Raw genomic sequence first — 25,445 nt, 5'->3', positions numbered from 1 at the left:
GGCCGCCGGGACCGGGAGAGGTTGATGAAGCAAGGCGCGCGGCGCTATGTCAGCGCGGTGAAGCGCCCCGCATGAAACACCAGCGGCGTGGCCGCCACGCTGGCCACCCGCAGCACCCGGCCGAACAGCAGCAGGTGGTCGCCGGCCGGGCGCTGCTGGTCGTTGGCGCAGACCAGCGTGGCCACGGCGCCAGCAATGGCGGGCACGCCCTCGGGTACCTCATGCAGCTCGGCGCCCGCGAACTTGTCGGGCACGGCCGGGTCGGCGAAGCGCCGCGCCAGCGCCTCCTGCCCGCAGGCCAGCACGCTGATGGTGAAGTGGCGGCAATCGCGGAACACCGCCAGGTTGGGCGAGCGGTTCACCAGGCTCCACAGCACCAGCGGCGGATCGAGCGACAGCGAGGCGAAGGAGTTGATGGTCAGGCCGACCTTGCGGCCGTCCGGGCAGCGCGTGGCCACGATGGCCACGCCCGTCGGGTAGCTGCCCAGCACGCCACGCAGGATCTTGGGGTGCAGGTCGGTGCTGCCCCACTCCAAGGCCGCCATCACGCCGCCACCCGGGTGGATTTTTCGGCGATGAAGGCCTCGCACGCGGCCGCGTCGGTCCACCACGGGAAGAAGCTGGGTGGGTGGTTGAAGCCGTTGGCGATGGCGCTAGCCAGCGCCGGCGCGTCGCCGGCGGCCTGCAACAGGTGCAGCAGGTGTGGCGGCGGCGGCAGCAGCATCGAGTTGGTCCAGTCGACCACGGCGCTGGCGTACGTCCAGAAGCGTTCGAAGGTCTGCTGCATCCAGTCGGCCGTAAAGGGCTGGTCGCCGCGCGCCAGGATCGCGTCCAGGTAGACGGCGCAGGCCTTGGCGGCGTTGTTGGAACCCTGGCCGGTGATGGGGTCGTTGGTGACCACGGCATCGCCCAGGCCCAGCACCCGACGGCCCGAGGGCAGCGTCATGACCGGCTTGCGCACCGTGGGCGCGAAGCTGCCGGCCAGGATGCCGTTGGCGTCGGTCAGCTCGACCGCCGCGCAGCGCTCGGCCTCCCAGGGCAGGAAGGCGCGCAGGAGGTCCAGGCTCTTGGCCAGGTGATCCCGCGGCGTCTTGATGTCGCGCCAGCCGTCCATCGGCCCGCCCGGCACGCCTTCGAACACCATGATTTCGCAGGGGCCGCTGGCGGTGAGCGCGGGGAACACGAAGTACTCGCCGACGCCGGGAATCAGGTTGAAGGCGACCCGCGAGAACACCGGCGCCGGCCGCATGCCGTGCACGTAAGTCAGCGCCAGCGCGCGCTGCGGCCGGTCAAAGCGCGAGCGCGCCGCGTCGCGTTCGAACAGCTTGACCACGTCGCCCTTGCCGGCGGCCAGCAGCACCAGGTCATGCGAGGCCGCCAGCAACTCCAGTTCGGCCACGCCGCCGTCCTGGATCAGCAGCCGGCCGCCGCGGGCCGCGAACAATTCCATCCAGGCCGGCATCTTGATGCGCTGGTCCACCGCCTGCGCCGGCTGGTCCAGGCGCGCGGCCCAGTCGATCAGCTTGTGGCCGGGGCGTTCGGGATGCGGCACGGCCAGGCCGATGCCTTCGACCGACGGACAGTCGGCCTGCCATTGATTCAGGCCCAGGTCGCGCTCGACCTGCAGCGAGGCATCGAACATGCACTGGCTGGACATGACCTTGCCACGGCGGATGTCGTCCGGCTCGCGGTTGGTAACCACGGTCACTTCATAGCCCTTGTCCAGCAGGCCCAGGGCCAACGGCAGGCCGGCCTGCCCGCCTCCGACGATCGCGATTCGACGCATGAGGGATCTCCTGTTTGGTGTGCGGGCCCGCCGGATGGGCGGCGGACCGGTGCGGGGTAAAGCCTTATTCGGCCAGGCGCGGGATGGCGGGGCGGGCCTGTTCGGGGCCCATGGCGGAATAACCGCCGTCCACGGCATAGTCGGCGCCGGTGACAAAGCTGGCGTGGTCCGACAGCAGGAACGCGACCACCTCGGCCACTTCGGCCGGATCGCCGGCGCGGCCCAACAGATGGAAATCGGCGGCGACGCGGTCGGTCTTGGCGCGATCGCCGTGGCTCAGTTCGTCCATGACGCGCGACCAGGTCCAGCCGGGCGACACGGAATTGACGCGGATGCGGTCGCCGGCGTAGTCCAGCGCCAGGCTGCGGGTGACTTGCAGCAAGGCGGCTTTGGAAACCGGATAGAGCCAGCGGCCGGTCTGCGCCACGCGCGACGAGATGCTGGTGAAGTTGACAATGGCGCCGCCGCCGACGGCGACCAGGTGCGGGTGCACGGCGCGGGCGGCCATGACGGCGCTGACCACGTTGACATCCAAGGCGCGCAGCCAGTCGGCGCGGCCGGATGCGGCACCGTCGTCCAGGTAGGTGGCGGCCAGGTTGACAAGGTAGTCGATGCGGCCGAAGTGGGCGGCGACGCCGGCCACGGCGCGGGCCAATTGGGCATCGTCGGTGATATCGAGCGGCCAGGCGCGGATGCCGCCGGGATCGGAGGCGGCGACGCGGGCGGCGCCGTCCGCGTCGATGTCGAAGATGGCGACGCGCACGCCGTGGGCGCGCAATGCGGCTACGACGCCGGCGCCGATCAGCGTGGCGCCGCCGGTGACGATGGCTGTTTTATCGGAGAGTCCCTTCATGCGGTGCCTCGTTCAGTTGCGGGGAACATGAGGCCGATGTTGGGCCAGCGCGGCCGGCGGGCGGTAGCCGGATCTGGCGGCGGCTATCCGCGAAGTGCCGGTATTGCGCGGGATGTTGAGACAGATCTACGGCGCCTGGCCACCGGGCGCGTCAACTAGCCGTTTTTCGCATTGGCTTTGCCTGGCCAGGGTTGGCCGCCAGAGCGATGCGCGGCGCGCGCCGCCGCCCGGGCGTTGCGCCGCGCTCAATTGGCCAGCTTGACCGCGCCGCTGTCGATCAGCTTGCGCCATTTGGCGCTGTCGGCCTTGATGAAAGCGCTCAGCTCCTCGCGCGTGCCGCCGCCCCCGATCATGCCGGCGCTGTCCAGGGTGGCCTTGAATTCCGGCGTGGCGATCACCTCGCGCAGCAGCGCGTTGACCTGGTCGAGTTGCGCGGCCGGGATCTCCTTGCTGGCCGCAACCGAAAACCACTGGGTGGCGGCGTAGCCCGGGACGCCCGCTTGCGCCACCGTGGGCACGTCCGGCAGGCTGTCCAGCCGGTATGGCGTGGTGACGGCGTAGGCCTTGAGCGTGCCGGCCTTGATCTGCGGCATGACGGGCGCCGAGCCCAGGATGGCCAGGGGAATCTGGCCGCCGGCCACATCGGCCACGGCCTGCCCGCCGCCCTTGTACGGCACGTGCACGATATGGGTGCCAGCGTACTGGTTGAGCAGCTCGCCCGCCAGGTTCTGCGAGGTGCCGTTGCCCGAACTGCCGTAGCTCCACGCCTCGGGCCGCTTGCGGGCGTCTGCCAGCACCTCCTGCAACGACGCCTTGGCGTCGCGGGCCGGGCCGACGATCACCATGGGGCCTTCGGCCATCAGGATCACGGGCGCCAATTCGCGGCCGACTTCGGGCTGGGGCGTGGGATAGATCAACGGGCCTGGCACCGTCAGCAGATAGCCGTCGCTGGCCTTGCTGCGCGCCACCAGTTGCAATGCGATGGCGCCGGCCGCGCCGGGACGGTTTTCGACGATGACGTTCAGGCCGGCGCGGCGGGCCAGCTCCTGCGCGGCGATGCGGGTCAGCACGTCGGCGGTTCCGCCCGGCACGAAGCCGACCACCCAGGTGATCTGCTTGCCGGGCCACTCCAGTTTGGGATCCGCCGCGTCGGCGGCGGGGGTCAGCGCGATGGCCAGCGCCAGGGCGCAACAACGGATGGCGAGTTTCATGTTCTTTTTCCCCTTGATTGTTTTTATCGGGCCTGGCGCCGTTTCAGTCGGCGTCCTGCTTGCCCGGTGGCGTATTCGGATGCGCGGCGCAGGATTGGTTGAACGCCTGCACCATCTTCAGAATGGGGCCGAGCACCCAGGTATTGAAGATCAGGATGTCGCTTTCCTCCTTGGGGTCCTGCTTCAGGTTGAACAGGTAGGGCGACTCCAGCTTGCCCTTGCCTTCGTTGACCTCGGGTTCCCAATAGAAGTGCAGCTTCCAGTCGCGCCATTTGACGGCGCGCAGCTCCTGCTTGATGTAGAACAGGAAGCCCTCGCGCAACGAGGCGGGGCTTGCGCCTGTGAAAAAGGCGGTCTGGTCGATGCCGTCGATGGGCCGGTCCCGCGGAATCGACGCGCCGCCGATGCGCGACAAGGTGGTGAACAGGTCGGTGACATGCACGATCTCGTTGGACACCCGGCCGGGCTCGACCTTGCCGGGCCAGCGGATGATGAAGGGCACGCGCAGGCTGCCCTCCATGGCCGTGTGGTAGGTGCCGGTCCAGGGGCCGGCAGTGCCTCGGTAGGGTTTGCGGAATTCCGGGCCATTGTCGCTGCAGAAGATGAACACGGTGTCGTCGCGCAGTTTCAGCTCGTCCACGGCCTGCATGATCTGGCCGACACGGTGATCCATCTCGACCATGGCGTCAGCGAAATCGCCGGCGCCAGTGCGCCCGGCGAAATCCGGATGCGGCAAGGTGGGAAAATGCAGATGCACCAGCGGCAGATACAGGAAGAAGGGGCGCCCGGCGCCGGCATGGCGGCGCATGAAGCCGATCGACCGGTCGACCAGTTCCGCGTCGATGCCGCGTCGCGTATCCAGGTCGTAGACCTTGACGTTTTCCGACGGCGAGCCGGCCTGTCCCTGCATGATGTGCGGGATGTCGGCAACCGCGGGATCGAAGCCGATGGACGAGGTGAACTGGCTTTCGTCGGTGGTGCGCGGAATGCCATACCACTCATCGAAGCCCCGGTCGGACGGATAGCGGCCGGGGATATCGCCCAAGTGCCATTTGCCGAAGTGAGCGGTGGCGTAGCCCTGTCCCGACAACTGCTGGGCCAGGGTGATTTCGTCGCGCGACAGGCCCTGTGGCAGGCCCGGCGGCACGGATTGCAGACAGCCGGTACGGATGGGATGGCGACCGCTCATCAGCGCCGAGCGCGTCGGCACGCAATCGCTTTCCACATTGAAATTCTGCAGCAGCAGCCCTTGCGCGGCCAGCGTGTCGATGTGCGGCGTAGGCGCGCCGCGCAGGGCGCCGCCGCCGTAGCAGCCCAACTCGCCCCATCCCAGGTTGTCGGCCACGATCAATACGATATTGGGCTTGTTTCCCATGCGCTTCGCCTCTGTTGGTTCTCGGTATCTGCCAGGCATTCTAGGAGCCGGGGCGGCGCGGTAATATTCCCATCAGTACTTTTTCATATAAGAAATATTCATGAATTTATCGTTGCGCGACATCGAATATTTTCTGGCCGCCATCGAGTACGGCAATCTGGAACGGGCCGCGGCCGCCTGCGACATCAGCCAGCCGGCGCTATCGAAGTCCCTGCAGCGGCTCGAGGCGGACACGGGCCTGGCGCTGCTGGACCGCAGCGGGCGCGGCTTGCGCCTGACCTCGGCCGGGTTGGTCTTTCTGGAACACGCCAGGCAACTCTGGGCGGAATACCGCGACGCGGTCCGGCACGCCATGGAACTGCGCCTGGGGCAAGCCGGCCTGTTGCGGATCGGCGTCACCGGCGCCACCGTCGACAGCATCGTGATGCCCGTGCTGAAGCGACTGCTGCCACGCCGGCCGGCGTTGCGGATTCAACTGACGCAGGGGCTGTCGGACGACCTGAACGAGCAGGTGGCCGGCGGCAGGCTGGACCTGGCCGTGGCGCCGCTGTACGACACCGTGCCCGCGGTGCTGCGGCAGGAGCCGATACAGGAAGATCTGCTGTGCGTGGCCGCGAGCCGCAACCATCCGCTGGCCGCGCGCCGCAAGCTGGCCCTGGCCGATCTGCGGGATCTGCGCTGGATACTGCCCAAGCCGGGTGCGATTGCCCGCAAGGCGCTGGACGCGCGCTATGCCGAGGCCGGCCTGGGCTTGCTGCGCGCCGCGCTGGAGATCGAACACTTTTCCAAGGAAACACTGGCTCTGCTGGCCCACTCCGACCTGCTGGCCCTCATGCCCCAAAGCGCACTGGACACGGAACCGGGCCTGGTCGCGCTGCCGGTGGCGTTCGGCAAGCCGCTGCAACGCCGCATCGCGCTCATTTCCCGCAATGCGACCACGTGGTCGCCCTTGATGTCGGAGTTTCGCGCCGCCATCCTGGCGCGGGCGAACCCGGGCTAGCGGCCCCCGCCACTGCACCGCGCGCTCTTGGCGGCCGCGCCCTCAGTCCAGCCGCCGCCACACGCTGGCCAGCCACGGCTGTTGCTCGCGCGGCAGGCCGTCGGGGCGGTAGTAGTGCTCCCGTTCCTCGAAGCCGGCCGCTTGCAGCAGGGCGCGCCAGCCGTCCAGGTCGTGGTAGGCGCCGTAGCGGCCGCGGTTCCAGCCTTCCTGGTTGCCGCCGCGCGGGTTGGAGCTGAAGAGAATGCCGCGCGGCCTGAGCGTGCCGCGCAGGTCGCGCAGCACGCGGGGCAGTTCCTGGGTCGGAACGTGGAACAGGACGGCGTTGGCGAAGATGCCGTCGAAGCGGGCGGCGGGCAATTGCAGGCGCAGGAAGTCCTGGTGCCAGACCTCGCAGCCGCTGGCGGCGCGGGCCATGGCGACGAAGCTGGGGGTGCCGTCCAGGCCGACCGCGCGGTGGCCGAGGGCGGTAAACGTCTTGAGGTCGCGGCCGGGGCCGCAGCCGAGGTCGAGGATGTCGCAGGGCGGCTCGCCCTCGATGTGGCGCAGCAGCGCGGCGATGTTCTGGCTGACGTCGTGATCGCGGGTGCCGGCCTCGAAGGACTGGGCGCTTTCTTCGTAGTGGGCCAGCGTCAGCGCGGTGATCTTGGCGAGGTCTTCGGCGTCGAGTTTCATGAAGGGATTGTGCCGTAAAAAAACCCGCGCACGTCGCCATGCGCGGGTCGGGAAGCGAACGCGGCGGGCCTCAGGCGGCCAGGCGGCCTTCGATCCTGGTCTTGGTGGCCGGCAGGTCTTCGGGCAGGCCCTGGGCCAACTGGCCGAACAGTTCGTCGTGCAGCGCCAGTTCGTCGCGCCAAGCGCCGTCGTCCACCGACATGACCTGTTCGAACTTGTCGGGGCTGAACTCCAGGCCGGTCCAGTCGATGTCCTGGTAGCTGGGCGAGATGCCGAACACCTGGTCGACGCCGCCGGCCTGGCCGTCGATGCGGCCCAGCATCCAGCGCAGCACGCGCATGTTCTCGCCGAAACCGGGCCAGACGAACTTGCCGTCCGGGCCCTTGCGGAACCAGTTGACGCAGTAGATGCGCGGCAGCGTGGCGCCGGCGGCCTCGAGCTGCTTGCCCAGCTTGAGCCAGTGGGTGAAGTAGTCGCTCATGTTGTAGCCGCAGAACGGCAGCATGGCGAACGGATCGCGCCGCACCACGCCCTGCTGGCCAACGGCCGCGGCCGTGGTTTCCGAGCCCATGGTAGCCGCCATGTAGACGCCCTCGACCCAGTTGCGCGCCTCGGTCACCAGCGGCACGGTGGTGGAACGGCGGCCGCCGAAGATGAAGGCATCGATCACCACGCCCTGCGGGTTTTCCCATTCGGGGTCGATCGACGGGCACTGCGCCGCCGGCGCGGTGAAGCGCGCGTTGGGATGGGCGGCCTTGCGGCCGGTTTCGCGGGCGATGGCCGGGGTCCAGTCCTGGCCCTGCCAGTCGATCAGGTGCGCGGGCGGCGTGTCGGTCATGCCTTCCCACCAGACGTCGCCGTCGTCGGTCAGGGCGACGTTGGTGAAGATGACGTTGGCCTTGAGCGTGGCCATGGCGTTGAAGTTGGTCTGCTCGCTGGTGCCCGGGGCCACGCCGAAATAGCCGGCCTCGGGGTTGATGGCGTGCAGGCGGCCATCGGCGCCCGGCTTGATCCAGGCGATGTCGTCGCCGATGGTGGTGACCTTCCAGCCGTCCATGCCCTGCGGCGGGATCAGCATGGCGAAGTTGGTCTTGCCGCAGGCCGACGGGAAGGCGGCGGCAACGTGGTACTTGCGGCCCCTGGGCGAGGTCACGCCCAGGATCAGCATGTGTTCGGCCAGCCAGCCCTGGTCGCGGCCCATGGTGGAGGCGATGCGCAGCGCGAAGCACTTCTTGCCCAGCAGCGCGTTGCCACCGTAGCCCGAGCCGAAGCTCCAGATCTCGCGGCTCTTGGGGAAGTGAACGATGTATTTGGTGGCGTTGCAGGGCCAGGCCACGTCGGCCTGGCCGGCGGCCAGCGGCTTGCCGACCGAATGCACGCAGGGCACGAAGTCGCCGTCGGCGCCGAGCACGTCGTAGACCTGCTTGCCCATGCGCGTCATGATGCGCATGTTGACCACGACGTAGGGACTGTCGGTCAGCTCGACGCCGATGTGGGCGATGTCCGAGCCCAGCGGGCCCATCGAGAACGGCACCACGTACAGCGTGCGGCCGCGCATGGCGCCGTCGAACAGGCCGTTGAGCGTGGCGCGCATCCCGGCCGGGTCGGCCCAGTTGTTGGTGGGGCCGGCGTCCTCGGGACGGTCGGAGCAGATGAAGGTGCGGTCTTCGACGCGCGCCACGTCCGACGGATCGGAACAGGCCAGGAACGAATTGGGCCGCTTGGCCGGGTTGAGCCGGCGCAGGGTGCCGGCCTGCACCATCTGTTCGCACAGGCGGTCGTATTCCTGCTGCGAACCATCGCACCACTCGACGCGGTCCGGCTTGGCCAGCGCCACCACGCTGGCGACCCAGTCGATCAGGCCGCGGTGCTTGACGTACGCCGGTACGTTCAAGGCCGCCAGGCCCCCGTCCAAGGGCTTATTCATCAGGGTTATCTCCATACTAAGGCTGATGGCGATACGGCCCCGTTTGACTGGGGCCGTATACATGTTTGCGCCATCATACTTGCAGCGCCGGGCAGGCCGTCAACCCGACCAAACGGACGAGTTTGTCACTGGGTTTGTCACCGGGTTTCGCGGCCCGGCGGGCAGTCCTCGATCGGCCCCGGCCCGATGCGGCGGCCGGCGCTGCACTGCCCGGTGCGGGCGCGCCGGCGCCACCTGCTGGCCGCGGGCGCGCGTGCCCCCATGCCATAATCGCCGATGCATTTCCAGGAACCGCCATGTCCCCCGCCCCGCCCGCATTCCCCCCCTTGAACGCCGAGCGCCTCTGGGCGCGCATCGAAACCCTGTCGCGCTACACCCTGCCCGACCAGCCCTGGACCCGGCGCGCGTTTTCGCCGCTGTTCCTGGAAGCACGCGCGTGGCTGCGCGGCCAGTTCGAGGCCGCCGGCCTGGCCACCCGCCTGGACGCCGGCGGCAACCTCATCGGCACGCGCGCCGGCCGTAACGCCGCGCACAAACCCATCGCCACCGGCTCGCACTGCGACACCGTCATGAGCGGCGGGCGCTTCGACGGCATCATCGGCGTGCTGGCCGGCATCGAGGTCGCGCACGCGATGCAAGAGCACGGCATCGAACTGGAGCACCCGTTCGAGGTGATCGACTTCCTATCGGAAGAACCCAGCGACTACGGCATCTCCTGCGTCGGCAGCCGCGCCCTGAGCGGCCAATTGACAGCCGACATGCTGGCCGCGCGCAACGCCGACGGCGAAACGCTGGCGCAAGGCATCGCCCGCATCGGCGGCGATCCCAACGCCCTGGCCGCGCCGCTGCGCGGACCGGACGGCACCGCCGCCTTCGTCGAACTGCACATCGAACAAGGCCCCGTGCTGGAAAGCCGCCAGTTGCCCATCGGCGTGGTCACCAACATCGTCGGCATCCGCCGCGTGCTGATCACGGTCGAGGGCCAGCCCGACCACGCCGGCACCACGCCCATGGACATCCGCCGCGACGCCCTGGTGGGCGCGGCTCGCCTCATCGACGCCGCCAGCCGCCAGGCCAGCGCCGCCAGCGGCCATCCGCATTACGTGGTGGCCACCGTCGGCAAGCTCGCCATGACGCCCAACGCCGCCAACGCCGTGCCCGGCCGCGTCGAGCTGACGCTGGAGATACGCAGCGACAGCGACGCGGTACTGGACGCCTTCCCCGAAACGCTGATGGCCGGCGTGGCCGCCGACCTGAAGGCGCTGCGCCTGACCGCCGGCTTCGTGCAACTGAGCCGGGCCCGGCCCACCGACTGCACGCCGCGGGTGATGGACGCGGTGCAGGCCGCCGCCGACCAGCTCGGCTACCCCACCCTGCGCCTGCCCAGCGGCGCTGGCCACGACGCCGTCTACATGGCGCCCACCGGCCCCATCGGCATGATCTTCATCCCCTGCCTGAACGGGCGCAGCCACTGCCCCGAGGAATGGATCGAGCCGGCGCAACTGCTGGACGGCACCCGCGTGCTGTACCAGACGGTGCTGGAGCTCGATCGCGTGCTGTCCCGATAACCCACCCGCCACCGCCATGGAACAGATAGAACTGAACGACAGCACCGCCGACCGCTACCTGCTGGACGCCCCCGGGCTGACGCTGCTGGTCTTTCACAGCCGCACCTGCGGCACCTGCCGCATCGCGCGCGAACAGTTGCCCAAGCTGGAGCTGCCGGTGGAACGGGTGTGCTGGGTCGACGCCGGCGAGAACGGCGGCCTGGTCGAACGCTACGAAGTCTTCCACCTGCCGGCCATGTTCGTGACCCGCGACGGCGCCTTCTTCGGCCCGGTGCAAGCCAGCCTGGCCGAATGGGACCTGCGCCAGCAGATCGGGCTGGCGCTGGACAGCTATCCGGCCGAACTGCCGTGAGCGCCGTCGCGGCCCCGGCCCCCAGCCGCCGCCCGCTGGACGCGCTGGCCACCGGCGTGATGCTGCTGCTGTGCGTGTGCTGGGGCTTCCAGCAGATCGCCATCAAGCTGGTGGCCGCCGACATCTCGCCCATCATGCAGGTCGGCCTGCGCTCGGCCTTCGCCGCGCTGGTGCTGGGCGCGGTGGTGTGGCGCGGCGAAGGGGCGCGCGCGCTGCGCGACGGCACGCTCGGCGCCGGCGTGCTGGTGGGCCTGCTGTTCGGCGTCGAGTTCCTGGCGATCGCGCAGGGGCTGGTCTACACCACCGCCTCGCACATGTCGGTGTTCCTGTACACGGCGCCGATCTTCACCGCGCTGGGGCTGCACTGGCGCGTGCCCGAGGAACGCATGGCGCCGCTGCAATGGCTGGGCGTGGCGGTGGCGTTCGGCGGCATCGCGCTGGCCTTCCTGGGCAATGGCCAGCAGCCGGCGGCCAGCGCCGCCGGCAACATGCTGCTGGGCGATGCGCTCGGCCTGCTGGGCGGGCTGCTGTGGGGCGCCACCACTGTGGCCATCCGCCGCACGTCGCTGTCGGAAGCGGCCCCGTCCAAGACCCTGTTCTATCAAATGGCGATCGCCGCGCTGGTGCTGCTGCTCTATGCGGCCGCCACCGGCAACGCCGGCATCCGCTACACCCCGTCGGCCCTGCTGAGCGTCGGGTTTCAGGCGGTGGTGGTGGCGCTGTCGAGCTACCTGGCCTGGTTCTGGCTGCTGCGGCGCTACCTGGCCTCGCGCCTGTCGATCCTGTCGTTCATGACGCCGCTGTTCGGCGTGTCGTTCGGCGTGCTGATCCTGGACGAGCCGCTGGACGGCGCTTTCGTGGCGGGCGCGCTGATGGTGCTGGCCGGCATTTCGCTGGTCAGCGGCGCCGGCCTGCTGCGCGAGAAGCTGCGGCGCGGGCCGCGCGCCTGACCCTGCCCGGCGCCGCCCCCCCGGCGCGCGCCACCCAGGTTCAAGACGATCAGCGCCGCGCCCGCCAGCACCAGGCCAAACCCCCACCAGTCGGCCGCGCCGGGGCGATCGCCCACCAGCGCCATCGCGCCCAGCACGCCCACCACCGGCACCATCAGCGTGGTCAAGGCCGCCACCGTGGCGCTGACCCGTTCGCTCAGCACAAACCACAGCCAGTACGCCACCGCCGTGCCCAGCACGATGTGGAACGCCAGCGCCGCCGCCACTCGCGGGCTCCAGCCCCGCACCGGAAAGGTCTCGCCCGTCAGCAGCACGCCCGCCAGCGCGCAGGCCGCGCCCACCGCCAGTTGCCAGGCCGTCACGACGATGCGGTGGCCCGCCACCGGCCAGCGCTTCAGGTAGACCGTGCCGGCGGCCCAGCCGAAGGCGGCGGTGAGCGGAAACACCAGGCCGCGCGCGGCGGCCAGATCATGGTCGGCGAAGATGGCGCGCAGCACCGGCCAGGCCAGCACCGCCACGCCCAGCCCGCCCAACAGCAGCGCCAGGCCGCGGCGGCGGTCCAGCCGCTCGCCCAGCACGGCCCAGGCCAGCAGCGCCGACATCATCGGCATGGTGAAGGTCAGCACCGCGGCGCGCGAGGTGCTGGTGCTGAGCTGGGCCCAGGCCACCGCCAGGTTGAACACCGCCACCGCCAGGATGCCGCCCACGACAATGCCCGGCCACGAGGCGCGCGGCGGCAGCGGCGCCAGCCCCTTGAGGCGCGCCAACGCCAGCAGCAGCACGGCGCCGCTGCCCAGCCCCAGCAGGCGCAGCGTGAACGGCGGGCAGATCGACAGCACGATCTTGACCGCCGGCCAGTTCAGGCCCCAGAACAGCGCCAGGGCCACCGGGATCAGGCGCACGCGGCTTTTGCCTGGGCGATCAGCGCCGCCAGGCCCTGGCGCTGGTTGCCTTCGGCGTCGAAATTGGCGGGGTCGAGCCAGCGTTCGTAGGCGGCGCGCAGCGCCGGCCATTCGCGGTCGATGATCGAGAACCAGGCGGTGTCGCGGCTGCGGCCCTTGTAGACCGTGGCCTGGCGGAAGATGCCCTCGAACGCGAAACCGAGGCGCGCGGCGGCGGCGCGCGACGGCGCGTTCAGGCTGTCGCACTTCCATTCGTAGCGGCGGTAGCCCAGCTCGTCGAAGGCGCGGCGCATCAGCAGGAACTGTGCCTCGGTGGCGACGCGGGTGCGCTTGAGCAGCGGCGAGAACGCGACGAAGCCGACCTCGATGACGCCATTGGCCGGGTCGATGCGCATCAGCGACAACGAGCCGATCGCGCGGCCGCTGGCCAGGTCGATGACGGCGTGGTGCATGGGGTCGCTGGCGGCGTGGGCCTGCGCCTGCTCGGCAAACTGGCGGTAGGCGGCGGCGTCGGCGAACGGGCCGACGCTCATGTAAGTCCAGTCGCGGCCGTCCGGCGCCTGACTGAAGGCGGCATACAGGTCTGCCGCGTGGCGCTCGGCCGACAGCGGCTCCAGGCGGCAATAGCGGCCCGGCGCGGGCGTCAGCGGCGGGCGCGGGCGCGGCGTCCAGCCGGGCAGATCGGGGCCGATAGGTTGGTCGAATGCGTTGACGCGGGGTTGCATGCTGCAAGGCCTCATCCAGGTTGGGAAGCAAGGGGGAAAGCGCCGCCGCCAGCGGCGCGCGCGCCAGGGTTTCTGGTTGCGACCGTCCCTGGCATGGTGCCACGATAGCCAAACCGTGGCATGATAAAAAGCACCACGACCCCTGAATTTAATAGAGCCATGACCGATCCCGTCGCCCTGCTCTCCAGCCCCCTGGCGCGCGGGCCGGGCGCCCTGCCGCGCCAGCGCCAACTGATCCAGCGGCTCAAACAGGCGATCCTGGCGGGCCAGTTGCCAGCCGGCGGCAAACTGCCGGCCTCGCGCGTGTTGGCCGACGAACTGGCGATCTCGCGCAACACGGTGCTGATCGCCTACGAACAACTGACCGCCGAAGGCTATGTCATCGCCGACCGCCAGGGCACCCGCGTGGCGCCGCTGTCGGCCGCCGCCGCCAGCGCCGCGAAACAGGCCGCGCGGCAAGCCGCCGATCTGGCCGGCGCCGCGGCTGCGCCGGCCTTGCGCACCGCCGCGCGGCTGGCGCGCATCGTGGCGACGCGCGCGCCCAACGACGGCTCGCTGCCGCTCACGCCCGGCACGCCCGCGCTGACCCAGTTCCCCATCAATGCCTGGCGCCGCGCCCAGGACCGGGCGTTGCAGGCCGCCCCCGCCGCCACCCTGGGCTACGGCCCGCCCGTGGGCGAGCCGGCCCTGCGCGAAGCCATCGCCCAATACCTGCGGGTGTCGCGCGGGGTCAACTGCGACGCCTCGCGCATCGTCATCACCGAAGGCGCGCAGGGCGCCTTGGCGCTGTGCGTGCAACTGCTGACCAACCCGGGCGACACCGCCTGGCTGGAGGAGCCCGGCTACCGGGGCGCCAAGTCGGCCTTCCACGCGGGCGACCTGAACGTGGTGGCGATGCGGGTCGACGCCGACGGCCTCGTCATCCGCGAGGACGACTGGCGCGCCCGACCGCCGCGCCTGATCCAGACCACGCCGACGCACCAATACCCGACCGGCGCGGTGCTGTCGCTGGCGCGCCGGCTCGATCTGCTGGAACGGGCCCGCCGCGCCGGCGCCTGGATCATCGAGGACGACTACGACAGCGAATTCCGCCACCAGGGCGAACCGATAGCCGCCATGCAGGGCCTGCTGCCGGATGCCCCGGTGCTGTACGTGGGCACCTTCAGCAAGACCATGTTCCCCGCGCTGCGGCTGGGCTTCCTGGTGCTGCCAGAGGCAATCGCCGCATCGGCCATGCCGTCGATCACGGAAATGCTGCGCGGCGGGCACCGGCTGGAACAACTGACCATGGCCGCCTTCATCGACAACGGCCAGTTCTCGCGCCACCTGGGCCGCATGCGGCGGCTGTACCGCGACCGCCAGGCGGCGCTGCGCGAGGCGCTGGCGCGGCACCTGGGCATCGACCATGACGTGCTGGGCGGCCACAGTGGCCTGCACCTGACGGTGCGCCTGCCGCCCGACGTGCCCGACCGCGCCATCGTCGAGCAGGCGCGCAGGCTGGGGATGAACCCCAACGCGCTGTCAACCTTCGCCATCGCGCCGCAACCGCAGGACAACGGCCTGGTGATCGGCTACGGCAACACCAGCGCCGACCGCTTTCCGGCGCTGGTGCGGCAATTGGGCAAGCTGGCGGCGGCGGCGCGGCCCTGAGCCGCGGCGCGCGCGGCCCGGCCTCAGCGGCGCGACTCCAGCACCATGCGCAGCGCCAGGCCGGCCAGCACCGTGCCCATCAGCCAGCGCTGCAGCGCGATCCACAGCGGCCGGCTGGCCAGCAAGCCAGCGATCGACCCCGCCATGATGGCGATGACGGCATTGACCGACAGGCTGATGGTGACCTGCGTCAGCCCCAGCGCGATCGACTGCGTGAACACGCTGCCATGCTCGGGCTGGATGAACTGCGGCAGCAGCGACACGTACAGCACGGCGATCTTGGGATTGAGCAGGTTGGTCAGTAGACCCATCGTGAACAGCGTGCGCGGGCTGCTGGCCGGCAGTTCCCGCACCTGGAACGGCGAACGGCCGCCGGGACGCACCGCCTGCCAGGCCAGGTACAGCAGGTAGAGCGCGCCGCCAAAGCGCAGCGCATCGTAGGCATAGGGCACCGACATCAGCAACACCGTCAGGCCGAAGGCCGCGCACAGCACGTACAAGATGAACCCCACCGCCACGCCGGCCAGCGAAATCAGGCCGGCCTTCGGGCCTTGCGAGATCGAGCGGGACACCAGATAGATCATGTTGGGCCCCGGCGTGAGCACCATGCCCAGCGCGACCAGGGCGAACGTCAGGAGATGGGTGAGATCAGGCATGATGCGTCGGCACGCGCCGGTCGATCGTTGAGGGATGACGGGGCACGTTACCCGAAATCTGTATCGGTACAGCGGAGTTTTTCGCCGCGGCGGCGCAATGTCCGCGCGCTTTCCATCGACGGCGCCAAGGAACGCGCGCCGGCAGCCGCGCGCGCCGTGATCGAACGGCTGCCGGCGCCCTGATCGCCTCGGCTCACGGCGCGTCGGCCCCGGCTTCAGCCCGCGACCGGCGTGCGCAGCGTCACGAACTCTTCGGCCGCGGTCGGATGGATGCCGATGGTGTCGTCGAACACGCGCTTGGTGGCCCCGGCCTTGAGCGCGATGGCGATGCCCTGCAAGATCTCGCCGGCCTCGGGGCCGACCATGTGCACGCCCAGCACCTTGTCGGTGTCGGCGTCGACGATCAGCTTCATCAAGGTCTTTTCCTGCGACTCGGTCAGCGTCAGCTTCATGGGGCGGAAGCGGCTTTCGAACAGCTTGACCGTGTGACCGGCGGCGCGCGCCTCGTCGGTGGTCATGCCGACGGTGCCGATGTTGGGCAGGCTGAACACGGCGGTCGGGATCAGCTTGTAATCGACCTTGCGGTATTCCTCGGGACGGAACAGGCGCCGCGCCACCGCCATGCCCTCGGCCAGCGCCACCGGCGTCAGCGGCACACGGCCGATGACATCGCCGATCGCCAGGATCGACGGCTCGCTGGTGCGGTACTCGTCGTCGACCGCGATGAAGCCCTTGGCGTCGAGCTTGACGCCGGTGTTCTCCAGGCCCAGGTTGTCCAGCATCGGGCGGCGGCCGGTGGCGTAGAACACGCAATCCGTCTCGATCACGCTGCCGTCCTTGAGCGTGGCGGCCAGGGTACCGTCGGCGCGCTTGTCGATGCGCGCCACGTCGGCGTCGAACTTCAGGTCGATGCCCTTCTTGACCAGCTCGTCGCGCAGGTGCTCGCGCACCGCCTGATCGAAGCCGCGCAGGAACAGCGGGCCGCGGTAGACCTGGGTGGTCTGGGCGCCCATGCCGTTGAAGATGGAGGCAAACTCGACCGCGATGTAGCCGCCGCCCACCACCAGCACGCGGCGCGGCAGCGCCTTCAGGAAGAAGGCCTCGTTCGAGGTGATGGCGTGTTCCTTGCCCGGGATCTCCGGCACCTGCGGCCAGCCGCCCGTGGCCACCAGGATATGGGCGGCGCTGTAGGTCTTGCCGTCGACCTCGACGGTGTGCGGGTCCTTGATGCGGGCATGGGCTTGCAGCAGCGTCACGCCGCTATTGACCAGCAAATTGCGGTAAATGCCGTTGAGGCGCTCGATCTCGCGGTTCTTGTTGGCGATCAGCGTGGGCCAGTCGAAGCTGGGCTGGCCCATGCTCCAGCCAAAACCGTGGGCCTGCTCGAAGTCTTCACTGTAGTGGGCGCCGTAGACCAGCAGCTTCTTGGGCACGCAGCCCACGTTGACGCAGGTGCCGCCGAGGTAGCGGCTTTCGGCCACCGCCACACGGGCGCCGAAGCCGGCCGCGAAACGGGCCGCGCGCACGCCGCCGGAGCCCGCGCCGATCACAAACAGGTCGAAATCGAATGCCATGGTGTTTCCTTCGCCGTCCCGCTGCCGGGACGCGTTCACTGTCGGGAGAAGCGCTATTTTGCACCAGCGCGCCCGCGGCCGCCTGCTTGCCCCTCACGCGCCAGGGCGCGCCGCCCCCCGGGCCGCCGGCACACACCCTGGACGCGCCGCCTTGGGCTACAGTGATGGCCTGGGGCGCACTGGCCGCCCGCCTTTCACGGAGTCCGATCCATGTCGCTCGAAACCTGGCTGGCTTTCGTCGGCGCGTCCGCCCTGCTGCTGATGCTGCCCGGCCCCACCATTCTGACCGTCATCAGTTATTCCCTCACCCACGGCAAGCGCGCGCGCCTGCCGCTGGTGCTGGCGGTGGCGCTGGGCGATTCCACCGCCCTGGCGCTGTCGCTGCTGGGCCTGGGCGCGCTGCTGGCGGCCTCGGCGTTCTGGTTCACGGTGGTCAAGACCATCGGCGGCCTGTACCTGCTGTACCTGGGCTTCAAGCTGCTGCGCGCCGGCGTGTCGCCCGCCGCCCTGCCCCAGGCCGGCGCGGCCGGATCGCGCTGGAAGCTGTTCGCCAACACCTATCTGGTGACGGCGCTCAACCCCAAGGGCATCATCTTCTTCGTCGCCTTCCTGCCGCAGTTCATCGACCCGGCCGGCGACGTGACACGCCAGTTGTGGACGCTGTCGGCCACCTTCGTGACCTGCGCGGGCATCAACGCCGCCGCCTATGCGCTGTTCGCCGGCTCGGCGCGCCGCCTGCTGGCCTCGCCGCGCGCCCAGCGCGGCTTCAACCTGGGCGGCGGCACGCTGCTGTCGGCCGCCGGCATCTGGGCGCTGCTGGCGCGCCGCGCCTGACCCCCGGCGCGGCGCCGGCCCGGGGCCTGGCGCCGACACGGGAGCGCCGCCTGCCGGCCCCCTTACGGCAGGGCCGCCGACAAGGCATCCGGGTCCAGCCCGTAGCGCCGGATCGCCTCGGCCGCCCGCGCCGCCGGCAGTGCCCCGTCGTCCGCCAGCGCCTTAAGCGTGGCCAGCACGATGTGGTGCCGGTCCACCTCGAAAAACGCCCGCAGCGCCTGGCGCGTGTCCGAACGGCCGAAGCCGTCGGTGCCCAGCGTCACGTAGCGGCGGCCCACGAACGGGCGGATCTGCTCGGCCACCGTCTTCATGTAATCGGTGGCCGCCACCACCGGGCCGGCGGTGCCGGCCAGGCTGTCTTCGACGAACCCGCGCCGCGCCGCATCCAGCGGATGCAGGCGGTTCCAGCGCTCGGTCTCCTGCCCGTCGCGCCGCAGTTCCGAATAGCTGGTGACGCTCCAGACGTCGGCCGTCACGCCGAAGTCCTGTTGCAGCAGGTCGGCGGCGGCCAGCGTTTCGCCCAGGATGGCGCCGCTGCCCAGTAGCTGCGCGCGCACGGCCCCCGCGCCGCCCGCGCGCAGGCGGTACATGCCTTTCAGGATGCCGGCCGCGGCGCCTTCCGGCATCGGCGGATGCGCGGTTTTCTCGTTGATCAGCGTCAGGTAGTAGAAGATGTCTTCCTCGTCCTGGTACATGCGGCGCAGGCCATCCTGCACGATCACGGCGATCTCATAGGCGTAGGCCGGGTCGTAGGCGATGCAGGACGGGATCACCGAGGCCAGCACGTGGCTGTGGCCGTCGTCGTGCTGCAGGCCCTCGCCCTCCAGCGTGGTGCGGCCCGAGGTCGCGCCCAGCAGGAAGCCGCGCGCGCGGATGTCGCCCGCCGCCCAGGCCAGGTCGCCGACGCGCTGGAAGCCGAACATCGAATAGAAGATGTAGAACGGGATCGTGGCCACCCCATGGGTGCTGTAGGCAGTGGCGGCGGCGATCCATGAGGCCATCGCGCCCGATTCGTTGATGCCTTCCTGCAGGATCTGCCCGCGCCGGTCCTCGCGGTAGACGCTGAGCTGGTCGGCGTCCTGCGGCGTATATAGCTGCCCCACGTGCGAATAGATGCCGACCTGGCGGAACATGCCGTCCATGCCGAAGGTGCGCGATTCATCCGGCACGATGGGCACCACGCGCGCGCCGATTTGCGGGTCCTTGAGCAGTTGCGCCAGGATGCGCACGAACGCCATGGTGGTGGAGAACTCGCGGCCAGCGCTGCCCTTCAGGTGCGCGGCGAAGGCGGCCAGGTCCGGCGTGGCCTGCGGGCCGGGGCCCGCCGGGCGCAGCGGCAGGTGGCCGCCGGCCCGGCGGGTGGCCGCTGCCAGGTAAGCCTGTTCGGGCGTGCCAGGTTCCGGCTTGATGTACGGGATCTCCTCCAGGCGCTCGTCCGGCACCGGGATGCCGAAGCGGTCGCGGAACGCGCGCACCGCCGGATCGGCCATCTTCTTCTGCTGGTGGTTGGTGTTGGCGGCCTCGCCGGCCGCGCCCATGCCGTAGCCCTTGACCGTCTTGGCCAGAATCACCGTGGGCTGGCCGCGATGCGCCAGCGCCGCGGCGTAGGCCGCGTGCATCTTGACCGGATCGTGGCCGCCGCGGTTGAGTGCGCCGATCTCGTCGTCGCTCAGGTGCGCCACGCGCTCCCGCAGCACCGGGTCGGCGCCGAAGAAATGTTCGCGCACATAGGCGCCGCCGCGCGCCTTGAACACCTGGTATTCCCCATCCACGCATTGCATCATGCGGCGCCGTAGGCGGCCGTCGTGATCCTGCGCCAGCAGCGCGTCCCAGCCGCCGCCCCAGATCACCTTGATGACGTTCCAGCCGGCGCCTCGATAGACGCTTTCCAGTTCCTGGATGATCTTGGCGTTGCCGCGCACCGGGCCGTCCAGGCGCTGCAGGTTGCAATTGACCACGAAGATCAGGTTGTCGAGCTTTTCGCGGCCGGCCATGGCGACCGCCGCCAGCGTCTCGGGCTGGTCCTGCTCGCCGTCGCCCAGAAAGCCCCAGACGCGCCGATCCTGCGCCGCGATCAGGCCGCGGTCTTCCAGGTAGCGCATGTAGCGCGCCTGGTACGCCGCCATCAGCGGCCCCAGGCCCATCGACACGGTCGGGAACTGCCAGAACCCGGGCATGGTGCGCGGATGCGGATACGACGCCAGCCCGCCGCCGCCGATCTCGCGGCGGAAGCGGTCCAGCTCCGCTTCGGACAGCCGCCCTTCCAGATAGGCGCGGGCGTAGATGCCGGGCGCCGAATGGCCCTGGATGTAGAGCATGTCGCCCAGGAAGTCCGGCGTGGCGGCGCGGAAGAAATGGCGGTAGCCGGTTTCGTACAGGGTCGTGGCCGAGGCGTAGGTGGCGATGTGGCCGCCCACGCCCGACTGCTTGCCGGCGCGCAGCACCATGGCCATGGCGTTCCAGCGCAGATAGGCGTCCAGCCGCGCTTCGAGCGCGAGGTCGCCGGGAAACGGCGGCTGTGACGCCAGACCGATGGTGTTGACGTAGGGCGTCACGCCCGTGACGGCATAGCCGCCATCGCGGGCGCGATCCTGGGCGATCAGTTGATCCAGCAGATAGTGCGTGCGCGGCAGGCCTTCGTGCGCCAGCACCGCCTGCATCGCGTCCAGCCACTCGCGGGTTTCTTCGGGGTCGATGTCGACACCGTCGATCTCGGGTTCCATGGGCATCCTCCTCGTGGTGCGCAAGCGGCGTCCGCGCGGGCAAGCGCGGCGCCGTTTCACATAGTGAATTGCATTTGCATAATGTGCAATTGCAATCGTATGGTGGCTTTTTAATAATTGCAAGTGCAACCATACGGGCGATGACGAGGCATGCCGGGGCGAACCGGGAGGGGCGGGCCGGGGAAAGATTGACGACAACAGGAAAGCCGGAACACGGCCCGATCGCCGGGCCTGCCCCGGGGTGGCGCCTCAGCGCGCGGCGGCCATCATGTAGGCCACGGCGGCGCGCAGCGTGGCCTCGTCGGCGGCGGTACCGCCGCGCGGCGGCATCGCGCCCTTGCCCTTGAGCACGGTGGCCAGCAGCGCATCGGCGCCCTGCGCCAAGAAGGGCGTCCAGGCCTGCTTGTCGCCGAGCTTGGGCGCGTTGGCCACGCCGCTGGCGTGGCACACCACACAGGCCGAGCGATACAGCTTTTCGCCGGCCGGGTCGAGCTGCGCCGGCGAGTCCGCCGCGGCGCTGCCGAGCCCGCCCAGGGCCAGGCCCGCCGCCAGCGCGATTCTGATTGCGAGAGACATGGTGGGCTCCCGCTCAGCGCGCAATCGGCGCGGGCGCCTTGATCTGCTTCATCAGGTCATCGTTCCACTTGCCCTCGACCTTGATGTGGCCCGCCGCGCCCAGCTCGAACGCCTCGATCAGATTGTGGTTCAGGTACGCATACACGCCGGGTTGCTTGAAGGTGTAGAGCGCGGCGCCGGCCGACCCGCCACGAATGAACCAGGTCTCCAGGTCGCGCTGCGGCGGGTTGGCGAACTTGCCGGTCTCCCAGACCCAGTCGCCGTGGCCGCCGATCAGGTGCGGACGGGTGTCGCGATTGGCCTGCGAGTGAATCAGCAGCACGGTCTCGCCGACCTTGGCGGTAAGCGCGTTGGCGCCGGTCAGCGCGCCGACCTTGCCGTTAAAGACGATGTGCGACGGCGTCAGCGTGCGCATCACCTGCACCGTGTCGCCATAGCTTTCGGCCAGCGTGGCGTAGTCCTTGTACTTGCCGTCCGGGCCCTTGGGGATGTACAGGTCGAACTCGCCAATGGTGTAGGCGCGGTCATAGCGCAGCGGCTTGCCCTGCGGGTCCTTCAGGCCATCGCGCGGCAGCACCATGAGCACGCCGCTCATGCCCGACACCACGTGCCACGGCACCATGCCTTCCGGCGCGCAGTGGTAGACGAAGGTGCCGCTGCGGTCGGCCTTGAAACGCAGCGTGGCCTGCTCGCCCGGATTGACGTTGGTGAGCTTGGCGCCGCCCAGCGCGCCGGTGGCCGCGTGGAAATCGACGTTGTGCGGCATGGCGTTGGTGGCCGGGTTGACCAGCGTCAGTTGGACATAGTCGCCCTCGTGCACCACCAGCGTCGGGCCGGGCATGGAGCCATCGAACGTCATGGCCTGCAGCGTCGTGCCCTTGTCGTCGATCACCATCTTCTTTTCCTCGATGGTCATGGTGAACTCGATGACCTTGGGGCCCGACTTGGTCGCCTGCTCGTGCGGATGCACCTGCGGCGGGGCGACCAGCGTGACCTTGGCGTGGGGCAGCGTGTCGGCGTCCTGCGCCCAGGCGGTTCCCGCGGCCAGCGTGAAAGCCAGCGCCGCCGCCAGCAAAGTGGGCCGTAATGCGTTCATGTCCAGCTCCTTATCGGGTTTTCAACTGCCGTGTAGATCGGCAGCCCTATTGAAGGACGCGCGTCCGCCCCGTTCTTTGCTGTAGCGCAAACTCGGCGCCAGCCCGGCGCGGCGCGCGCATTGCCAGCGCCGGGTGGCGATGCCACCATGCAATCGGGTATTCCCCCGCCTGGAGCCGTCATGCCCTCGCCCCTTTGTCATACCCTGCTGCGCAACCTGGACCTCTTCAAGCCGCTGTCGGACGCGCAACTGGAATCCGCGCTGCGCGGCGCGCAACCCTGCCGGCTCGCGGCCGGCGCGGTGGTCTACCGCCAGGGCGCCAGCGCCGCGCATTTCTTCGTGCTGCTCAGCGGCTGCCTGAAGGTGGCGCAGGTCACGCCCGAGGGCGGCCAGGTGGTGGTGCGCTACGTCAATCCGGGCGACCTGTTCGGCCTGGCCTGCGCCATGCGCCAGCCGCGCTATCCGGCCACGGTGCTGGCGGTGCAGGAAAGCGTCTGCCTGGCCTGGCCCGACGCGCTCTGGGAGGCATTCACGGGCCATCATCCGCAACTGGCGGCGCGGGCCCTGCAGACCATGGGACAACGGCTGCAGGACGCGCACCTGCGCATCCAGGAGCTGTCCAACGACGAGGTCGAGCAGCGCGTGGCCCGCGCCCTCCTGCGGCTGGTGGACAGCGCCGGCGAACCCACCGCCGACGGCATCGGCATCGCCTTCCCGATCACGCGCCAGGACATCGCCGAGATGACCGGCACCACGCTGCACACCGTCAGCCGCCTGCTCAGCGGCTGGAAACAGCGCGGCATCGTCGACAGCGGCCGCAAGCGCATCGTGCTGCGCTCGCCGGCGGCGCTGGCGCGGGTGGGCGCGCATGCGGTGGCGGCGGGCTGCGCCGGCTGCGCGTCCTGTATCGACGGGCCGCCAGGCATCGCCACGAATTCGAGCGCTGAAATGCAGTAGCTGCTGCCACTGCTCGCCCCCCTTCTCAGCCCGCTGATATCGACTTTTGCGACGAAAACTGGGGCCTCCAGAAGCCGCGCAAACCTCGACCCAGTGTCAAAATTGGCACCATCATGTCCGGCATGCCCGGTGCTAAACTGGATTTCACCTTTTCAGCACTTTCACCATGTACAACGGCACTGGAATCATTGGCTTCCAAGACCTTCTGGAAGTCCGGTTCGTCCGAGCCTTTATCCGGCATGGAATTCCGCTCATCGTCATACGGAAATGCCTGGAAAGCGCGCGTTCCATCTACGGTGTCGCATATCCTTTCACGAACCTGCAATTCAAAACCGATGGCAAAACGACCTTTGGCGAAGCGCTGAAAGAGGCTGAAAGCGAAGGAGCATCGCTCGTCGATTTGAAGAATCGTCAAAACGTCTTCCGCGACATCATCACGCCATCGCTATACACGGGTATCGAATACAACGGCACCCAGGCGACAAAGTGGTATCCAACCCCAAAACGCGAACGGATTGTCCTTGATCCATCCAGACAATTCGGCAGCCCCATCATCGAAGATACAGGGACGCCGACGGACGTTCTTTACGCCTCATACCTTGCGGAAGGTGAAAACGAAGACGCCATCGTGACTACGTCGGCGATCTATGATGTTCCACACAGATTTGTGCGCTCCGCTGTCCAGTTCGAAGCCGGCCTGCAGCAAAGGGCTCATTGAACTTTCTCTTTGATAACAATCTACCGCCTGCCTGGGCGGCCACCGTGGCCGCGGCAAGCCTACGTAGATTTACAAGCGCGGCACTGGGAAAGGTTGTTCAACTGCGCGACCGATCCCCCGCCAACGCCAAAGACCTGGAATGGCTCGAACGGCTGGGTCGAGAAAAGAATTGGTGCATCGTTTCGTGCGATGCGCTTCGCAAGCAGAATGGTGCGGAACGCCGGGCAATTCGCCAGTTTGGGCTTTCCGTCTTCGTGCTTCAGCCATCCTGGGCTTCCAAGCCATATTGGGAAAAGACGGCTCAATTCATTCTGTGGTGGCCAAGAATCGTCGACCAGGCGAATGCCGTGGAAGCCTCCGCACTCGAAGTACCGTGGCGTATTTCGAGTCGATTTCGGCAGTTGTAGGCCTATCTCAGCCCCGTCTATTGTTGGCTTCGACATGTCCGACGGCTTCCCCTCTCCTGCGCATCAGGCCGGGCCAGGCCGGCCCCTCCTCCCGCACCAACCGCAGCCCCAGGTTGGCCGGCGGCACGCCGACCGAGCAGGCGCCGCCCTTGGGATCGCGGATGAAGTCCGGCAGGTAGGCGATGTGCCGCCCCGCCGCCACGCGGATGCCGCAGTTGCGGTCCGCACCGTCATCGGCGCCCGCCACCCCCGCCGCGCCGCCCGGCGTGAGCGCCAGGATGCGCCGCGTGTAGCAGTCAGCGGTCCATTCCCACACGCTGCCCGCCACGTCCATCAGGCCCGTGGCATTGACGCCATACGCGCCGAAGGCCCGCACCTCGGTGGCCTGCTGGCCGCGCCGGGCCTGCGCGTCGTACTCGGCCAGCCAGCGCTGCGCCGGATCGCCGTCCGAGGCGGGTAGCGGGGTTTCCTCGCGGTAGGCGTCGCCCGCCGCGTAGACCCATTCGGCATAGGTGGGCAGCCGCCAGCGCTGCCCGGTGCGGGCCGACAGCCAGGCCGCGTAGGCCGACGCGTCGGTCCAGCTCAGGCCCACCGCCGGCAGATCCGGCGCGCGCAGTTCGCGGAAGGCCGGATCCAGCGGCTTGCAGCCGCCGGCGCGGACACAGGCCGCGTACTCGGCCTGGCTGACCTGGCGCTTCATGATGAGCAGGCCGCGCGCCACGTCCGCGGTCAGCGGCGCCGGCGAGACCGGATAACCGTTGCGCAGCGTTTCGCCCGGCGGCAGGTAGGCCACCTGGCCTGGCGGCAGCCGCGACACTTCAGGAGAAACGGCAAGGGCCCGCTCGGCGGGCCCGCAGGCGGACAACGGCGGGAGGAGAAAAGCGGCGGCCAGCAGGCGGCGCATGACGGCGCTCCGGTTGTGCCCGAGGCCAC

23 protein-coding genes and 1 pseudogene are annotated in these 25,445 nt (G+C 69.3%); 9 read left to right on the top strand and 15 right to left on the bottom strand.

What is annotated here, in order from left to right; genetic code table 11:
- Window positions 1-44: 44 nt before the first annotated feature.
- The 5 genes from ACN6O8_RS10370 to ACN6O8_RS10350 all read right to left on the bottom strand — a co-directional run bounded on the left by ACN6O8_RS10370 (window position 45) and on the right by ACN6O8_RS10350 (window position 5,225).
- Entirely contained in the window at window positions 45-545 is a 501-nt protein-coding gene (locus ACN6O8_RS10370; protein WP_427990966.1) for a flavin reductase family protein, read from the bottom strand.
- Window positions 545-1,786, bottom strand: coding sequence for a styrene monooxygenase/indole monooxygenase family protein (locus ACN6O8_RS10365; protein ID WP_427990965.1), 1,242 nt, complete (start codon window positions 1,784-1,786; stop codon window positions 545-547). The genes ACN6O8_RS10370 and ACN6O8_RS10365 overlap by 1 nt, the downstream gene beginning before the upstream one ends.
- A gap of 64 nt (window positions 1,787-1,850) precedes the next feature.
- Window positions 1,851-2,639 (bottom strand): SDR family oxidoreductase, encoded by a 789-nt coding sequence (locus ACN6O8_RS10360; protein ID WP_427990964.1) that lies wholly within the window; start codon window positions 2,637-2,639, stop codon window positions 1,851-1,853.
- 245 nt (window positions 2,640-2,884) lie between these two features.
- Window positions 2,885-3,850 (bottom strand): Bug family tripartite tricarboxylate transporter substrate binding protein, encoded by a 966-nt coding sequence (locus ACN6O8_RS10355; RefSeq protein WP_427990963.1) that lies wholly within the window; start codon window positions 3,848-3,850, stop codon window positions 2,885-2,887.
- Window positions 3,851-3,893: 43 nt separating this feature from the next.
- Window positions 3,894-5,225, bottom strand: coding sequence for an arylsulfatase (locus ACN6O8_RS10350; RefSeq protein ID WP_427990962.1), 1,332 nt, complete (start codon window positions 5,223-5,225; stop codon window positions 3,894-3,896).
- A gap of 100 nt (window positions 5,226-5,325) precedes the next feature.
- Between ACN6O8_RS10350 and ACN6O8_RS10345 the strand changes: the two genes are divergently transcribed.
- Window positions 5,326-6,225 (top strand): LysR family transcriptional regulator, encoded by a 900-nt coding sequence (locus ACN6O8_RS10345; protein ID WP_427990961.1) that lies wholly within the window; start codon window positions 5,326-5,328, stop codon window positions 6,223-6,225.
- 42 nt (window positions 6,226-6,267) lie between these two features.
- On the opposite strand, the gene ACN6O8_RS10340 is transcribed toward ACN6O8_RS10345, so the two are convergent.
- A complete protein-coding gene (locus tag ACN6O8_RS10340) occupies window positions 6,268-6,897 on the bottom strand; it encodes a class I SAM-dependent DNA methyltransferase (RefSeq protein WP_427990960.1) in 630 nt (209 codons plus the stop codon).
- Window positions 6,898-6,967: 70 nt separating this feature from the next.
- Window positions 6,968-8,824 (bottom strand): phosphoenolpyruvate carboxykinase (GTP), encoded by a 1,857-nt coding sequence (locus tag ACN6O8_RS10335; RefSeq protein ID WP_427990959.1) that lies wholly within the window; start codon window positions 8,822-8,824, stop codon window positions 6,968-6,970.
- A 296-nt stretch (window positions 8,825-9,120) separates the two neighbouring features.
- Between ACN6O8_RS10335 and ACN6O8_RS10330 the strand changes: the two genes are divergently transcribed.
- The 3 genes from ACN6O8_RS10330 to ACN6O8_RS10320 are packed head-to-tail and all read left to right on the top strand — an operon-like array spanning window position 9,121 to window position 11,694.
- Complete coding sequence (locus tag ACN6O8_RS10330; protein WP_427990958.1) at window positions 9,121-10,392, top strand: Zn-dependent hydrolase; 1,272 nt, start codon at window positions 9,121-9,123, stop codon at window positions 10,390-10,392.
- A gap of 16 nt (window positions 10,393-10,408) precedes the next feature.
- Window positions 10,409-10,744 carry a thioredoxin family protein gene (locus tag ACN6O8_RS10325; RefSeq protein WP_427990957.1) on the top strand — a complete coding sequence of 112 codons (336 nt, stop codon included), beginning with the start codon at window positions 10,409-10,411 and terminating at the stop codon, window positions 10,742-10,744.
- Window positions 10,745-10,803: 59 nt separating this feature from the next.
- Window positions 10,804-11,694: a DMT family transporter gene (locus ACN6O8_RS10320; RefSeq protein WP_427991144.1), complete on the top strand. Its 891-nt coding sequence runs from the start codon at window positions 10,804-10,806 to the stop codon at window positions 11,692-11,694.
- Window positions 11,695-11,750: 56 nt separating this feature from the next.
- On the opposite strand, the pseudogene ACN6O8_RS10315 reads toward ACN6O8_RS10320, so the two are convergent.
- Both ACN6O8_RS10315 and ACN6O8_RS10310 read right to left on the bottom strand, forming a co-directional pair.
- Window positions 11,751-12,581 (bottom strand): annotated as a pseudogene (locus ACN6O8_RS10315) (DMT family transporter); the annotation flags it as partial.
- A 5-nt stretch (window positions 12,582-12,586) separates the two neighbouring features.
- Window positions 12,587-13,321, bottom strand: a complete 735-nt coding sequence (locus ACN6O8_RS10310; RefSeq protein ID WP_427990956.1) for a GNAT family N-acetyltransferase — start codon at window positions 13,319-13,321, stop codon at window positions 12,587-12,589.
- A 120-nt stretch (window positions 13,322-13,441) separates the two neighbouring features.
- Here ACN6O8_RS10310 and ACN6O8_RS10305 point away from each other — a divergent pair, with 120 nt between their 5' ends.
- The gene (locus tag ACN6O8_RS10305) at window positions 13,442-14,971 is read left to right on the top strand and encodes a PLP-dependent aminotransferase family protein (protein ID WP_427990955.1); all 1,530 of its coding nucleotides are present in this window, start codon (window positions 13,442-13,444) and stop codon (window positions 14,969-14,971) included.
- Window positions 14,972-14,994: 23 nt separating this feature from the next.
- Here the strand turns inward: ACN6O8_RS10305 and ACN6O8_RS10300 are convergent, their stop codons facing one another.
- Window positions 14,995-15,627: a LysE family translocator gene (locus ACN6O8_RS10300; protein WP_427990954.1), complete on the bottom strand. Its 633-nt coding sequence runs from the start codon at window positions 15,625-15,627 to the stop codon at window positions 14,995-14,997.
- 215 nt (window positions 15,628-15,842) lie between these two features.
- The gene (gene gorA / locus ACN6O8_RS10295) at window positions 15,843-17,201 is read right to left on the bottom strand and encodes a glutathione-disulfide reductase (protein WP_427990953.1); all 1,359 of its coding nucleotides are present in this window, start codon (window positions 17,199-17,201) and stop codon (window positions 15,843-15,845) included.
- Window positions 17,202-17,411: 210 nt separating this feature from the next.
- On the opposite strand from gorA, the gene ACN6O8_RS10290 reads away from it, so the two are divergent.
- Complete coding sequence (locus tag ACN6O8_RS10290; RefSeq protein WP_427990952.1) at window positions 17,412-18,035, top strand: LysE family translocator; 624 nt, start codon at window positions 17,412-17,414, stop codon at window positions 18,033-18,035.
- A gap of 62 nt (window positions 18,036-18,097) precedes the next feature.
- Here ACN6O8_RS10290 and aceE read toward each other — a convergent pair whose 3' ends face one another.
- The 3 genes from aceE to nirK all read right to left on the bottom strand — a co-directional run bounded on the left by aceE (window position 18,098) and on the right by nirK (window position 22,430).
- Window positions 18,098-20,758: a pyruvate dehydrogenase (acetyl-transferring), homodimeric type gene (aceE, locus tag ACN6O8_RS10285; RefSeq protein WP_427990951.1), complete on the bottom strand. Its 2,661-nt coding sequence runs from the start codon at window positions 20,756-20,758 to the stop codon at window positions 18,098-18,100.
- Between the two features lie 249 nt (window positions 20,759-21,007).
- Window positions 21,008-21,334 (bottom strand): c-type cytochrome, encoded by a 327-nt coding sequence (locus ACN6O8_RS10280; protein ID WP_427990950.1) that lies wholly within the window; start codon window positions 21,332-21,334, stop codon window positions 21,008-21,010.
- Between the two features lie 13 nt (window positions 21,335-21,347).
- The gene (gene nirK / locus ACN6O8_RS10275; RefSeq protein WP_427990949.1) at window positions 21,348-22,430 is read right to left on the bottom strand and encodes a copper-containing nitrite reductase; all 1,083 of its coding nucleotides are present in this window, start codon (window positions 22,428-22,430) and stop codon (window positions 21,348-21,350) included.
- A 180-nt stretch (window positions 22,431-22,610) separates the two neighbouring features.
- Between nirK and ACN6O8_RS10270 the strand changes: the two genes are divergently transcribed.
- The 3 genes from ACN6O8_RS10270 (at window position 22,611) to ACN6O8_RS10260 (ending at window position 24,512) form a co-directional block, all read left to right on the top strand.
- On the top strand, window positions 22,611-23,387 hold the full coding sequence (locus tag ACN6O8_RS10270; protein ID WP_427990948.1) for a Crp/Fnr family transcriptional regulator: 777 nt from the start codon (window positions 22,611-22,613) through the stop codon (window positions 23,385-23,387).
- Window positions 23,388-23,553: 166 nt separating this feature from the next.
- Window positions 23,554-24,105 carry a DUF433 domain-containing protein gene (locus ACN6O8_RS10265; protein WP_427990947.1) on the top strand — a complete coding sequence of 184 codons (552 nt, stop codon included), beginning with the start codon at window positions 23,554-23,556 and terminating at the stop codon, window positions 24,103-24,105.
- Window positions 24,102-24,512 carry a hypothetical protein gene (locus ACN6O8_RS10260; protein WP_427990946.1) on the top strand — a complete coding sequence of 137 codons (411 nt, stop codon included), beginning with the start codon at window positions 24,102-24,104 and terminating at the stop codon, window positions 24,510-24,512. Before ACN6O8_RS10265 ends, ACN6O8_RS10260 begins: the two co-directional genes overlap by 4 nt.
- A gap of 7 nt (window positions 24,513-24,519) precedes the next feature.
- Here ACN6O8_RS10260 and ACN6O8_RS10255 read toward each other — a convergent pair whose 3' ends face one another.
- Window positions 24,520-25,416: a formylglycine-generating enzyme family protein gene (locus tag ACN6O8_RS10255; protein WP_427990945.1), complete on the bottom strand. Its 897-nt coding sequence runs from the start codon at window positions 25,414-25,416 to the stop codon at window positions 24,520-24,522.
- Window positions 25,417-25,445: the final 29 nt, after the last annotated feature.

It is taken from the genome of Achromobacter sp. (assembly GCF_050285565.1).
Taxonomy (GTDB): domain Bacteria; phylum Pseudomonadota; class Gammaproteobacteria; order Burkholderiales; family Burkholderiaceae_B; genus Achromobacter.
Note: the sequence above shows the minus strand (reverse complement) of the source record. Positions and strands in the feature narration are given on the sequence as shown.

Coding starts and splice junctions, on each gene's coding strand:
- ACN6O8_RS10300 (WP_427990954.1), bottom strand. CDS start 15,627: ATGCCTGATCTCACCCATCTCCTGACGTTCGCCCTGGTCGCGCTGGGC.
- ACN6O8_RS10340 (WP_427990960.1), bottom strand. CDS start 6,897: ATGAAACTCGACGCCGAAGACCTCGCCAAGATCACCGCGCTGACGCTG.
- gorA (WP_427990953.1), bottom strand. CDS start 17,201: ATGGCATTCGATTTCGACCTGTTTGTGATCGGCGCGGGCTCCGGCGGC.
- ACN6O8_RS10355 (WP_427990963.1), bottom strand. CDS start 3,850: ATGAAACTCGCCATCCGTTGTTGCGCCCTGGCGCTGGCCATCGCGCTG.
- ACN6O8_RS10290 (WP_427990952.1), top strand. CDS start 17,412: ATGTCGCTCGAAACCTGGCTGGCTTTCGTCGGCGCGTCCGCCCTGCTG.
- ACN6O8_RS10365 (WP_427990965.1), bottom strand. CDS start 1,786: ATGCGTCGAATCGCGATCGTCGGAGGCGGGCAGGCCGGCCTGCCGTTG.
- ACN6O8_RS10280 (WP_427990950.1), bottom strand. CDS start 21,334: ATGTCTCTCGCAATCAGAATCGCGCTGGCGGCGGGCCTGGCCCTGGGC.
- ACN6O8_RS10270 (WP_427990948.1), top strand. CDS start 22,611: ATGCCCTCGCCCCTTTGTCATACCCTGCTGCGCAACCTGGACCTCTTC.
- ACN6O8_RS10265 (WP_427990947.1), top strand. CDS start 23,554: ATGTACAACGGCACTGGAATCATTGGCTTCCAAGACCTTCTGGAAGTC.
- ACN6O8_RS10335 (WP_427990959.1), bottom strand. CDS start 8,824: ATGAATAAGCCCTTGGACGGGGGCCTGGCGGCCTTGAACGTACCGGCG.
- ACN6O8_RS10325 (WP_427990957.1), top strand. CDS start 10,409: ATGGAACAGATAGAACTGAACGACAGCACCGCCGACCGCTACCTGCTG.
- ACN6O8_RS10305 (WP_427990955.1), top strand. CDS start 13,442: ATGATAAAAAGCACCACGACCCCTGAATTTAATAGAGCCATGACCGAT.
- aceE (WP_427990951.1), bottom strand. CDS start 20,758: ATGGAACCCGAGATCGACGGTGTCGACATCGACCCCGAAGAAACCCGC.
- ACN6O8_RS10310 (WP_427990956.1), bottom strand. CDS start 13,321: ATGCAACCCCGCGTCAACGCATTCGACCAACCTATCGGCCCCGATCTG.
- ACN6O8_RS10345 (WP_427990961.1), top strand. CDS start 5,326: ATGAATTTATCGTTGCGCGACATCGAATATTTTCTGGCCGCCATCGAG.
- nirK (WP_427990949.1), bottom strand. CDS start 22,430: ATGAACGCATTACGGCCCACTTTGCTGGCGGCGGCGCTGGCTTTCACG.
- ACN6O8_RS10370 (WP_427990966.1), bottom strand. CDS start 545: ATGGCGGCCTTGGAGTGGGGCAGCACCGACCTGCACCCCAAGATCCTG.
- ACN6O8_RS10360 (WP_427990964.1), bottom strand. CDS start 2,639: ATGAAGGGACTCTCCGATAAAACAGCCATCGTCACCGGCGGCGCCACG.
- ACN6O8_RS10350 (WP_427990962.1), bottom strand. CDS start 5,225: ATGGGAAACAAGCCCAATATCGTATTGATCGTGGCCGACAACCTGGGA.
- ACN6O8_RS10320 (WP_427991144.1), top strand. CDS start 10,804: ATGCTGCTGCTGTGCGTGTGCTGGGGCTTCCAGCAGATCGCCATCAAG.
- ACN6O8_RS10330 (WP_427990958.1), top strand. CDS start 9,121: ATGTCCCCCGCCCCGCCCGCATTCCCCCCCTTGAACGCCGAGCGCCTC.
- ACN6O8_RS10255 (WP_427990945.1), bottom strand. CDS start 25,416: ATGCGCCGCCTGCTGGCCGCCGCTTTTCTCCTCCCGCCGTTGTCCGCC.